10 protein-coding genes are annotated in these 12,711 nt (G+C 43.6%); all 10 read left to right on the top strand.

Annotated elements, in window-relative coordinates; translation table 11 throughout:
• Window positions 1–37: 37 nt before the first annotated feature.
• Window positions 38–1,057 carry a phosphate acyltransferase PlsX gene (plsX, locus tag IGJ15_RS14520; protein ID WP_010748622.1) on the top strand — a complete coding sequence of 340 codons (1,020 nt, stop codon included), beginning with the start codon at window positions 38–40 and terminating at the stop codon, window positions 1,055–1,057.
• A 110-nt stretch (window positions 1,058–1,167) separates the two neighbouring features.
• Complete coding sequence (gene acpP / locus IGJ15_RS14515) at window positions 1,168–1,410, top strand: acyl carrier protein (RefSeq protein WP_005227129.1); 243 nt, start codon at window positions 1,168–1,170, stop codon at window positions 1,408–1,410.
• Window positions 1,411–1,734: 324 nt separating this feature from the next.
• Window positions 1,735–2,742 carry an ABC transporter ATP-binding protein gene (locus IGJ15_RS14510; RefSeq protein ID WP_005227130.1) on the top strand — a complete coding sequence of 336 codons (1,008 nt, stop codon included), beginning with the start codon at window positions 1,735–1,737 and terminating at the stop codon, window positions 2,740–2,742.
• Window positions 2,743–3,687: an ABC transporter ATP-binding protein gene (locus IGJ15_RS14505; protein WP_005227131.1), complete on the top strand. Its 945-nt coding sequence runs from the start codon at window positions 2,743–2,745 to the stop codon at window positions 3,685–3,687.
• Window positions 3,687–4,643, top strand: a complete 957-nt coding sequence (gene opp4B / locus IGJ15_RS14500; protein ID WP_005227132.1) for an oligopeptide ABC transporter permease — start codon at window positions 3,687–3,689, stop codon at window positions 4,641–4,643. Before IGJ15_RS14505 ends, opp4B begins: the two co-directional genes overlap by 1 nt.
• Window positions 4,644–4,706: 63 nt before the next feature.
• On the top strand, window positions 4,707–5,576 hold the full coding sequence (locus tag IGJ15_RS14495; protein WP_153883525.1) for an ABC transporter permease: 870 nt from the start codon (window positions 4,707–4,709) through the stop codon (window positions 5,574–5,576).
• A 16-nt stretch (window positions 5,577–5,592) separates the two neighbouring features.
• On the top strand, window positions 5,593–7,380 hold the full coding sequence (locus tag IGJ15_RS14490) for an oligopeptide ABC transporter substrate-binding protein (protein ID WP_010748623.1): 1,788 nt from the start codon (window positions 5,593–5,595) through the stop codon (window positions 7,378–7,380).
• A 212-nt stretch (window positions 7,381–7,592) separates the two neighbouring features.
• The gene (gene rnc, locus IGJ15_RS14485) at window positions 7,593–8,285 is read left to right on the top strand and encodes a ribonuclease III (protein WP_005227136.1); all 693 of its coding nucleotides are present in this window, start codon (window positions 7,593–7,595) and stop codon (window positions 8,283–8,285) included.
• 15 nt (window positions 8,286–8,300) lie between these two features.
• Entirely contained in the window at window positions 8,301–11,879 is a 3,579-nt protein-coding gene (gene smc / locus IGJ15_RS14480) for a chromosome segregation protein SMC (RefSeq protein WP_010748624.1), read from the top strand.
• 12 nt (window positions 11,880–11,891) lie between these two features.
• Entirely contained in the window at window positions 11,892–12,710 is an 819-nt protein-coding gene (locus tag IGJ15_RS14475; protein ID WP_010748625.1) for a Cof-type HAD-IIB family hydrolase, read from the top strand.
• Window position 12,711: the final 1 nt, after the last annotated feature.

Below are 12,711 nucleotides of genomic sequence, written 5' to 3'. Positions count from 1 at the left end.
CTATACTGATTGGGAAAATGAAGGGAGTGGCAGCGAGATGCGGATTGCTGTTGATGCAATGGGCGGAGACAACGCCCCAAAAGCGATCGTAGAAGGAGTCATGCTGGCAAAAAAAGACTTTCCAGAGATTGAATTCCTCCTTTACGGAAAAGAAAATGAAATCAAAAAATACATGACGGATGATAAGAATGTCACCATTATCCACACGGATGAAAAAATCAATAGTGATGATGAGCCTGTCAAAGCGATCAGACGAAAAAAAAACGCCTCAATGGTCTTGGCAGCACAAGCGGTCAAAAATGGTGAGGCAGATGCGATTTTTTCAGCTGGAAACACTGGGGCCTTATTAGCGGCTGGTTTGTTTATCGTCGGTCGGATCAAAGGGATCGACCGTCCCGGATTGATGTCCACAATGCCAGTGATCGGCAAAGATGCTGGCTTTGACATGCTGGATCTAGGTGCCAATGCCGACAATAAACCAGAACATTTGGCAAACTATGCCGTCTTAGGGTCCTTTTATGCCCAAAAAGTTCGCGGGATCAATCGACCACGGGTCGGCTTGTTAAATAACGGAACGGAAGAAACCAAAGGCAGTGAATTAACGAAAAAAGCCTTTGAACTGCTTTCGCAAGACCCGACGATCCACTTTATCGGCAATGTCGAGGCTCGGGAATTATTGGATGGTGCAGCTGACGTCGTCGTGACAGATGGCTTTACTGGAAATGCTGTTTTGAAATCGATCGAAGGAACCGCCTTGAATTTGATGGCGCTGTTGAAACAGTCGATTCTCGATTCTGGTGCCAAAGGGAAATTAGGCGCATTATTATTAAAAGATGCGTTGCGGAAAGTGAAAAATGAAATGGATTATGCGAAACACGGCGGTGCCGTATTGTTTGGTTTGAAAGCCCCAGTCATCAAAACCCATGGTGCGACAGGACCAGAAGCGGTGGCGTACACCATCAAGCAGATCCATACGATGTTAGCGACAGATGTCGTGGCACAATTGGTCGCCCATTTTGAAGAAATGCCGACTGACAAAGACGAAACGCAATCATAATGCAATGATTGTAATGAAATTGCAAAAATATCTAGACAAAAAGCATAGAAAGCAGTACAATGTTTGTTAGCCATTCTATGTTTTGTGCAAACGCGTGGAGGTGAAGCCAGTTGACACGAGATGAAGTATTCAAGAAAGTTGCGGTCGTGATCGCCAATCATTTTGAAATTGACGCAGAGAACGTAACGGATACGATGAGCATTAAAGACGACTTGAACGCTGATTCGATCAGTGTGATGGAATTCGTCCTTGAACTAGAAGATGAATTTGGTACCGAGATTTCTGATGAAGATGCCGAGCAGATCGAAACAGTCGGTGGAGCGGTTGATTATATTTCAAGCCATCTTGCTTAAGACAGACATAAGAGCTAAGTCCTAGATGACTTAGCTCTTTCTTTCTCATAATTGATCCGCAGTGATTTTGAGCGGCTTTTCTTTGGTAGTGAAATCTAAAAAACGGTCGTTAAACCTGACATGATGGCGTTGAAAGCATAATGTAAATTTTCTGAAAATTCAGTGTATTAACTTTTCTGGGACTTGCATTATTGGTGGCATTTCTATATAATTATTAAGAATATATTATACAATGTTAAGAAAGCTTTTGGAAATGAAATGCATGTTCCTTCTTTTTTTACATTAAATTGCAAGACATCTTAGAAAGTAGAGAGGGGTATTCGATTGTCCAGAGATAATCAATTACTAGATGTTCAAAACCTTCACACAGGTTTTCGTATTAAAGACGATTACTATGACGCAGTAGATGGTATTTCTTTTACACTGGATCGCAATGAGATCTTAGCGATCGTAGGAGAATCTGGTTGCGGCAAGAGTACGTTAGCTACAACGATCATGGGACTGCATGACCCAAACAACACGAAAATCACCGGAGAAATCTTATATAAAGATTTAAACTTGTCAAACTTAAACGAAACGCTGTACAACAAAATTCGCGGAAATGATATTGGGATGATTTTCCAAGATCCATTGTCTGCACTGAATCCTTTGATGCGGATCGAAGATCAAATCAAAGAAGGGTTATCCTACCATACGGATATGACCGCCGAACAGCGTCAAGCACGAGCATTAGAATTATTAGAACAAGTGGGGATTCCCAATCCACCGCGAGTAGGACGTCAATACCCTCATGAATTGTCTGGTGGGATGCGTCAGCGGGTCATCATTGCGATCGCGATTGCTTGTAAACCACCAATCATTATTGCGGATGAACCAACGACCGCGTTGGATGTGACGATCCAAGCACAGATCCTTGATCTACTAAAAGATTTGCAAGAAGAAACACAGACGGGGATCATTTTGATCACCCACGATTTAGGTGTCGTAGCAGAGATGGCCGACCGAGTAGCCGTGATGTACGGGGGTCAGTTTGTGGAAGTCGCAACAGCCGAAGAGTTGTTTGCCAATCCAAAACATCCATACACCCGCTCATTGCTTAACTCGATCCCTCAAGAAAATTCACAAGACAGTGAACTGCACGTGATCGAAGGCGTAGTTCCTTCATTGAAAAATATGCCACGGACGGGTTGTCGGTTTGCCGCACGGATTCCTTGGATTCCTGAAAGCGACCACGAAGCAAACCCAGTCTTGCATGAAGTAGCACCTGATCATTTGGTCCGTTGCACATGCTACAAGCATTTTCATTTTAGAGACGAAGAAGGAGAAGTGTAGATGACAGAATTAATTACAATTAAAGATCTGAAAGTCCACTATCCTATTCGCAGCGGATTTTTCAACCGCGTCACAGACCATGTGTATGCCGTTGACGGTGTGGACTTCATCATAGAAAAAGGAAAAACCTACGGATTGGTTGGTGAGTCTGGTTCTGGTAAATCCACGACGGGGAAAGCCATCGTTGGATTAGAAAAAATCACCAGTGGCGAAATCATTTATGATGGGCAAGACGTGACCAAACGTTCCGTCCGCAAAAAAATGAACTACAACAAAGATGTCCAAATGATTTTCCAAGATTCAATGTCCAGCTTGAATCCTAAAAAACGCGTGGTCGACATTATCGCCGAACCATTACGCAACTTTGAACGCTTAAGCGATCAAGAAGAGAAAAAACGAGTGAAAAGCCTTCTGGATATCGTTGGGATGCCAGAAGATGCCCTATACAAATATCCTCACGAGTTCTCTGGTGGACAACGTCAGCGGTTAGGGGTTGCCCGCGCGGTAGCATCCAATCCAAAACTGATCGTCGCCGATGAGCCGGTTTCAGCCCTTGACTTATCCGTGCAAGCGCAGGTGCTGAACTTTATGAAACGGATCCAGCAAGAATTTGGCTTAAGTTTCTTATTCATCTCTCATGACTTAGGGGTCGTAAAACACATGTGTGACAATATCGCCATCATGTACAAAGGCCGCTTCGTTGAGATCGGGACACGGGAAGACATCTATCAAGACCCGCGTCACATCTATACAAAACGTTTATTATCAGCGATTCCTCAAATCGACGTAAAAAATCGCGATGCTCACAAAGAAAACCGCCGCAAGGTCGAGTTGGAATATGTGACCCATCAAAAAGATTACTACGACGAAACTGGCAGAGTGTATGACTTGCGTAAAATCACCGAGTCGCACCAAGTCGCATTGAAAAACGGGGGTGCTGAATAATGTGGAAAACAATTCTACGTCGTTTGTTGTTGATGATCCCGCAAGTCATTATTTTGAGTATCTTGATTTTCTTGATCGCACAAGCAATGCCTGGGGATCCATTTACCGGTTTGATCAATCCAAACCAAGATCCAGCTGTTATTGAGCGGATGCGTGAAGCCGCTGGTTTGAATGACCCATGGTATACCCAGTATTTCCGTTGGATCGGAAATGCCTTAAAAGGGGACTTTGGTCAAAGTTTCATCTTTAAATTACCTGTTTCAACGTTATTAGCAGGACGTATCAGCAATACATTGTGGTTATCTTTATTGACGGTCATTTTGACTTACGTGATTGCCATTCCTTTAGGGATGTGGGCAGGACGTTACCAAAATTCATTGCTTGATAAAGTCGTCGTTGTTTACAACTTCTTCAGTTTCGCCGTACCGTTGTTTATCTTTGCGTTGATCGCATTGTTCATCTTCGGTTACCGATTGGCTTGGTTCCCAACGGGTGGTTCCGTTGCACCGGGGGTCAGCGGCATGGCTGAGTTTTGGAGTCGCTTGTATCACCTACTATTACCGGCGATCACTTCTGCATTATTAGGAACAGCAGTGACGATCCAATACTTGCGAAGTGAAGTCATTGATTCGAAATCATTGGATTTCGTTCGTACCGCTCGTTCAAAAGGGGTACCAACGAATAAAGTCTTCTCACGTCACGTTTTCCGTAATGCATCGTTGCCGATCGCATCACAAATGGGCTACGAGATCACTTCATTGATCGCAGGTTCTGTGGTCATTGAGAAAATCTTCGCTTACCCAGGTGTCGGAAAACTGTTTATCGATAGTATCGTCCAACGGGACTATGCCGTGATCACTTCACTGACATTGATCTTAGGACTAGCGACCTTGATCGGTACGCTGCTATCAGATATCATCATGAGTATTGTCGATCCAAGAATCAGAATCCAGTAATAGGAGGGGATAAATGTGTCTGAAAAGAAAGAAAAAGTACTAAAACAAGAGAGCATCCCGCCTATGGGATTAAAAATGATTTTTCGCGAATTCTTAAAAGATAAAATGGCGATCTTTTCATTAGTTTTGTTAGTCGCAGTTTTATTGTTCGTGTTTATCGGCTCAGCAGTTATCGACCAATCACAAGTGATGCGTGTCAGCATCCTTGATAAATACGCTGTACCCGGCGCGATTTCGCCAAACGGCGGCACCTACCTTTTAGGGGCGGATGAAGGTGGCCGTGATGTTTGGGGACAATTGATCATCGGTGCGCGTAACTCAATCTTGATTGGTTTTTCAATCACGATCATTACGTCGATCGTTGGGGTCGGACTAGGGATCATCTCAGGTTACTATGGTGGCATCATTGATAACATTTTGATGCGTATCGTTGACTTCGTTATGATTTTGCCGATCATGTTGATCATTATCGTTATCGTATCGATCGTACCTCGTTATAACGTTTGGACCTTTATATGGGTCATGAGTGCCTTTTACTGGGTCGGAAAAGCAAGGCTCTTCCGAAGTAAGACCCTTTCAGAAGGCCGTCGCGACTATGTTAGTGCATCGAAAACCCTCGGAACCAATGACTTCGTCATCATGTTCCGCGAAATCATGCCGAACCTTAGCTCATTGATCATCACCAACTTAACAATGAACTTTGCAGCGAATATCGGTATTGAAACGACACTAACATTCTTAGGTTTTGGTCTGCCGACCAATGTTCCAAGTTTGGGAACACTGATCGGATATGCCAGCAGCGGTGATGTGCTGGTCAACAGACAGTGGATCTGGTTACCCGCATCAATTCTAATTTTAGTCTTGATGTTGAGTATCAATTACGTTGGTCAAGCATTTAAGCGTTCAGCGGATGCGCGTCAACGACTAGGATAAACAAGGAGGATACAGGATGAAGAAAAATATTTTTGGTATGGTCACTCTTTTGTCAGTGTTAGCATTGGCAGCTTGTGGCAGCAACGGCGGCGGAACCGATTCTTCTGGTGGCGGCAGCAATGCAGCAAACGATACGGAAGATGTAAGCAACTTCCCAATCGAAGTTAGCAATGATGCAGAGGCAATCGAAGGTGGTACTTTGGATGTTGCAGTAGTGATGGATACGCAATTCCAAGGGTTGTTCCAAACAGAATTTTATCAAGATAACTATGATGCACAATTTATGTTGCCAAGTAATGAAAGTTTATTCGTCAATGACGCTGATTTCAAAATTGTTGACGGCGGGGCTGCAAACCTTGAGCTAGATGAAGACAACAACACAGCAACAATTACTTTACGCGACAACCTGAAATGGTCTGATGGCGAAGATGTTACGGCAGATGATATCATCTTCACTTACGAAGTAATTGGTAACAAAGATTATACTGGTATTCGTTATGATAGTAACTTTACTAACATTGTTGGTATGGAAGATTACCATGATGGTAAAGCTGATACTATTTCTGGTATCACCAAAGAAAGTGACAAAGTCGTTAAAATTCAATACAAAGAAGTTCACCCTGGTATGATGCAAGCAGGTGGTGGTATTTGGGCTTCAGCATTACCAAAACACGCCTTTGAAGGAATCGAAGTCAAAGATATGGAATCAAGCGATCAAGTTCGTAAAAATCCAATCGTCTTCGGACCTTATGTAATGTCAAATATCGTAGCTGGTGAATCCGTAGAGTACGTTCCAAACGAATACTATTATGGAGATAAGCCAAAACTAGATAAATTATCATTTAAAGCAGTTCCAACTTCATCTATTGTTGAAGCGATGAACGCAAAACAATATGATATGGCTTTATCAATGCCGACAGATACGTATCCTACTTATAAGGATACTGACGGTTATCAAATCTTAGGCCGAACAGATACTGCTTACACTTATTTAGGTTTCAAATTAGGTAAATGGAATGCCGATGAAGGTAAAGTTGAATACAATCCTGATTCAAAAATGGCTGACAAGTCATTGCGTCAAGCAATGGGTTATGCATTAGATAATGATGCTGTCGGAAGCCGTTTCTACAATGGCTTGCGTACAAATGCAACGACATTGATCCCACCAGTATTTGGCTCATTACACAATACAGATGTTGAAGGTTATACTTTAAACATCGACAAAGCAAATCAATTACTTGATGATGCTGGCTACAAAGATGTCGATGGCGACGGTATGCGTGAAGACAAAAATGGTGAGAAATTAACCATTAACTTTGCTTCAATGTCAGGTGGCGAAACAGCACAACCATTAGCAGATTACTACATCCAACAATGGAATGAAATCGGACTTGATGTACAATACACAACAGGTCGCTTGATCGACTTCCAAGCATTCTATGACAAATTGGAAAATGATGATCCTGAGATTGATGTTTACCAAGGTGCATGGAATACTGGTTATGACCCATCACCAATGGGCTTGTATGGACCTAACTCTGCGTTCAACTACACTCGTTTTGAATCAGAAGAAAATACGAAATTGCTAGAAGCAATCGATTCAAAAGATTCGTTTGACGAAGCAAAACGTAAAGAAGCATTTGATGCATGGCAAGAATATGCTGCTGATGAAGCGTTTGTTATCCCAACACTTTACCGTAGTGCGGTGTTACCTGTATCAAATCGCGTCAAAGACTTCACATGGGCTTATGATGTGAATTACAATCCTTGGGCAACAATTTCAGTTACAGCTGAATCTCGTTAATCAATGATCGATGAAAAGACGTCCTTTCCAGGACGTCTTTTTTCTGTTTTTTTTGCGGGTATCTGAGAAAAACAGGCTTTTTTATACAGGAGAAGATTAAGTAAATAAAATTTTATTACAGTCTTTCCAAGAATTTGGAGGAAACATTTCATAATTCGGCAAAAACCAGTATAATAGGGAAGTGTCGATAAACTAATGAAGGAATGTGACAAATGAATACACAATTAACGAAAGAACTAAAAGAAAAGTTTGATATTGTGTTCCATGATGTAGATCTGCTTGAACAAGCGTTTACGCATTCATCTTATGTGAATGAGCACCGCAACTTGCACTTGTCAGATAACGAACGTTTAGAGTTTTTGGGCGATGCTGTCTTAGAGTTGATCGTTTCACGGTATTTGTATCGTGAATTGCCAGATCTGCCCGAAGGTAAGCTGACGAAGCTACGGGCGGCAATCGTTCGCGAAGACAGTTTATCCATGTTTGCCAAAGATTGCCGATTCGATGAATACATTCGTCTAGGCAAAGGGGAAGAAAACTCTGGCGGTCGTAAACGACCTTCTTTGCTTTGTGATCTATTTGAAGCCTTTTTAGGTGCGTTATACTTGGACCAAGGTCTGGAAAGTGTCAGCGGCTTTTTGACGAAAGTTGTCTTTCCAAAAGTAAAAGCAGGTGCTTTTTCCCATGAGATGGATCACAAGACCCGCTTGCAAGAAGTCTTGCAGCGCGGCGGCGATGTTTCCATCAATTATCGTTTGATCAAAGAAGCAGGCCCCGCCCATGAACGGATTTTTTGGACGGAAGTCTATTGCGATGATACCTTGATCGGAAAAGGACAAGGAAAATCGAAGAAATTATCAGAACAGGACGCCGCTGCGAATGCCTTGGCGGATCTTGAACAGTAAGAGAGGACTGGCGGAGTGTATTTAAAACGAATAGAGATTGCCGGCTTTAAATCCTTTGCCGACCGCACAGTCATTGATTTCGAACATCGAGTGACTGCAGTCGTCGGACCAAATGGCAGCGGCAAGAGCAATATTACCGAAGCGATTCGTTGGGTTTTAGGAGAACAATCTGCCAAAAATCTACGTGGTGGCAAAATGCCTGATGTTATTTTTGCAGGTTCTGACACCCGCAGAGCGCTAAATATAGCGGAAGTGACGATCGTTTTAGACAATAGCGATCATTACTTGCCGATGGATTACAGTGAGATCAGCGTGACTCGCCGCTTGAGAAGAACCGGCGAAAGCGACTTTTTCTTAAATAAACAAGCTTGCCGCTTAAAGGATATCCAAGAGTTGTTTATGGACTCTGGGTTGGGGAAAGAATCATTTTCGATCATTTCCCAAGGCAAGGTAGAAGCAATTTTCAGCAGCAAACCAGAAGACCGTCGTGGGATTTTTGAAGAAGCGGCGGGGGTATTGAAATACAAACAGCGGAAAAAGAAAGCCGAGCAAAAATTGTTTGAAACTGAAGACAATTTAAGCCGTCTACAAGATATCATTTATGAACTAGAAGATCAGTTGGTGCCTCTGGCAGCCCAAAGTGAAGCAGCCAACCGCTTTTTAGCGTTAAAAGAAAAATTGACGACGGTCGATGTGGCCTATGCGGTCTTAGAGATCACGAAAGCAAAAGAAGCGTGGGAGACAGCCAAAGCTCAACTGAGTACCTTTAACCAAGAACTGGCGCAGATTTCCGAAAAGATCAACCAAGGGGAACTGTCGTTACATTCTTTGCGGCAACAACGTACTGCTTTTGATGAAACGTTGGAGCGTTTGAATCAGCAGCTTTTAGAGGTCACCGAAGGACTGAAGCAAGCCGAAGGGCAAAAAGAAGTCTTGGATGAACGTTCAAAGCATACGCAAAAAAGCTCTGCCGAATACCAAGAAACTTTAGAGGAAGTCACAGAGCGGGTCACACTTTTAAATGAAGAAAAAACGGAACTGATCGGCTTGCTTTCACAAAAGAATCGTAGTGTGCAGGAAGTTGAAGCAGCGATGCTGGCGTGTCAGCAAGAGCAGGAAAAGTACCAACGTTCAGCAAAAGAAATCATTGAAGAGTTGCGCAGCCAATATGTCGAAGCCATGCAGGAGCAGGCAACGATTGGAAACGAATTGAAATACTTGGAGCGTCAATACCAACAAGAAGCCGCGAAAAATCAAACGGCGCTAAGCAAGCAGACGCAAATGAATACGTCGTTGAAAGAAAAGACGACGGAAGCGCAAATCGTGGAAGAGCAGCTGACGCAGGCTAAAGCGATTTTAGAAGAACAACGCAAGCAATACATCCATCTTCAAGAAAAAGCTCAGACCAACAAAAAACGCTTTGATGAAGAACAAAAGAAAATGTATCAGTTAATGAGTCAAGTGCAGCAGGTACGAGCGAAACAGCGCAGTCTGCAAGACATTCAAGAAAATTATAGCGGCTTTTATCAAGGCGTTCGCTTGATTTTGAAAAACAAACAGCAGATCAGCGGTATCGTTGGCGCAGTAGCGGAGTTGATCGATGTGCCACAAGACTATACCGTGGCGATCGAGACCGCATTAGGCGCCGCTGCACAGCATGTCGTCGTTGAAAATGAGCGGGATGCGCGAGCAGCCATCACGTATTTGAAAGAAAATCGAGGGGGTCGTGCAACCTTCCTACCGCTGACGACCATCAAAGCCCGTCATTTGCCAGATTATGCCCGCAATCAAGCCAAGCAAGTGTCTGGATTTATCGGCGTTGCCAGCGAATTGGTCCAGTCGCCCGAACACGTCCAAACGATTACGGATAACTTGTTAGGCAGTATCTTGATTGCCGAAGACTTGCAAAGTTCTAATGCGTTAGCACGGGCATTGAACTATAGCTATCGGGTCGTTTCTTTAGAAGGGGATGTCATGAATGCTGGAGGTTCCATGACGGGTGGCGCAACGAAGAAAAATGCCGGTAGTTTGTTTAGCCAAAGCAACGAGCTGCAACAATTGACGGCACAAGCGGCGCAACTGGATGAGCGGCTTTTAAAAACGGAAAAGCAAGTCCAGCATTTTGAAGCAGCGACCAAAGAAGCACAAGCAGCATTAGAAGAATTGCGGACGCAAGGAGAACAGGCTCGCATGACGGAGCATGAGCTGCAAAGCCGTTTACAAAATCTTGAGAATGACCTGAGCCGCTTGAAGCAAGAGCAGCAAGTGTTTGATTTTGAACATCGCGAAGTGCAAGCCTTCTTTGAGGAATATGATGAGAAGAAGACGAGCTTGGAAGAACAGCAAAAGAATATTGCAGCGCAATTGGCGAAAATCGACCAAGATATTCATCAAATGAATGCCGAAGAAGACTTGATCGAGGAAAAACGCCAAACCTTAGCACAAGAAAGTGCGCGCTTGCAGGCAGCTTTCGCAGTTCAAAAAGAACAAGTGGCGCATTTGCAGCAAAAAATTGCCGCTACGAATCAAGCATTAGAAGAAAATGAAGCGCGTCAACTCTCCTTAGAACGGCAGTTAGCTGCCTTGACAAGCAACGTCAGCGATCATGAGTTTTCAGAAGAAAGCATTCTTCAGCGAATTGAAGCCTTCACAAAAACCAAGCAGCAGGTAACAGCGGAATTGACGGTGATTCGTGAACAACGTCAAGTCGTTCAACAAGAAATCGGTGCATTAGACGAAGCCCTGAGTGCTGAAAACTTAACGCAAAAAGAAAAGCTGTCAGAAAAAACCGAAGTTGAGATCGAAAAAAATCGCGCAGAATTGGTGATGGATAATCGTTTGTTGTATTTACAAGAAGAATACAATCTCACCTTTGAAAAGGCAGCGCAAGATTTCCCTGAAATCGAGGATGCAGAACAAGCCAAAGTCGACATTCAGGAACTAAAACAAGCGATCGAGCAAATTGGTCCAGTCAATTTAAATGCGATCGAACAATATGAGCAAGTCAATCAACGGCATTTGTTCTTGACGAGTCAGCGAGACGATCTGCTGTCGGCTAAAGCACAGCTGTTTGATACGATGTCTGAAATGGATGAAGAAGTCAAAACCCGTTTCGGCGAAGTCTTCGATGCGATCCGTCTGCAATTCAAACAAGTCTTTCCTAATATGTTTGGCGGCGGTCATGCGGAATTAGTCTTAACAGATCCGAAAGATTTATTGAACACTGGGATTGAGATCGAAGCCCAACCACCGGGCAAGAAATTGCAAAACCTCAGCTTGCTATCAGGGGGCGAACGGGCACTGACTGCGATTGCGTTATTGTTTTCCATTATTCAAGTTCGTCCAGTACCGTTTTGTGTGCTTGACGAAGTGGAAGCAGCATTGGATGAAGCCAATGTCTCTCGTTTCGGTCATTACTTGAGTGCTTTCCAAAATGATACACAGTTTATCGTCGTAACTCACCGTAAAGGAACGATGGAGGCAGCAGATGTGTTGTATGGTGTGACCATGCAAGAATCTGGAGTGTCGAAGACCGTGTCCGTGCGCTTAGAAGAAGTGCGTGAAGGCGGTAGTTTTACAGCAGATCAAGCATAGAGGAGGAATGATATGATTAAACTGATTGCGATCGATTTAGATGGAACGTTATTGAATGACAAAAAAGAAGTGACTCCTCGCAACAAAGAGGTACTTGCTCGTGCCAAAGCACAAGGCGTAAAAATCGTCATTTGTACGGGACGTCCATTACGGGCGATCCGTCCGTACTTAGAAGAATTATCGCTGAAAGAACCCGGCGACTATAGCATCACCTTTAACGGCGGTTTGGTTCAAAAAAATGAGACTGGCGAGATCATTGAAAAAGCAGCGATGCAGCTGGCAGATATCCATGAATTGGTTTCAGTGGCGGAAGACTTGAATTTGCCTCTAGACGTGGTATCCGAAGAGGTTGTCTTGAGTTTACCCACTTCAGCAGCGCATCCATCGATTTATGGCTCGTTGAATCCTTTATTGGATTGTCGTCCTTTTGCCGTAGCTGATCTGGATGAATCGATGCTCTATAATAAAGCGGTGATCGCCTACCATCAGGAAGTCTTGGATCCTAAGATCCCTGAGATTTCCTCAGAGATCCGCGAGAAATATGAAATCATCAAAAGCCGGAATAACCTGTTGGAATTTATGCCTAAAGGAATCACCAAAGCCTATGGTATCAGCCTATTGGCGCAAGATTTAGGGATCAAGCAAGAAGAAGTGATGGCGATCGGTGATGAAGAAAATGACTTGCCGATGATTCGCTATGCAGGGATTGGCGTAGCGATGGCCAATGCCGTGCCAATCATTAAAGAAGCGGCTGACGTTGTCACCGTTTCAAACCAAGAAGACGGTGTGGCAGCAGTGATTGAAGAATATGTCTTAAAAGGAGGTGCGTAAG

It is taken from the genome of Enterococcus sp. AZ079 (assembly GCF_050547255.1).
Taxonomy (GTDB): domain Bacteria; phylum Bacillota; class Bacilli; order Lactobacillales; family Enterococcaceae; genus Enterococcus_D; species Enterococcus_D casseliflavus.
Note: the sequence above shows the minus strand (reverse complement) of the source record. Positions and strands in the feature narration are given on the sequence as shown.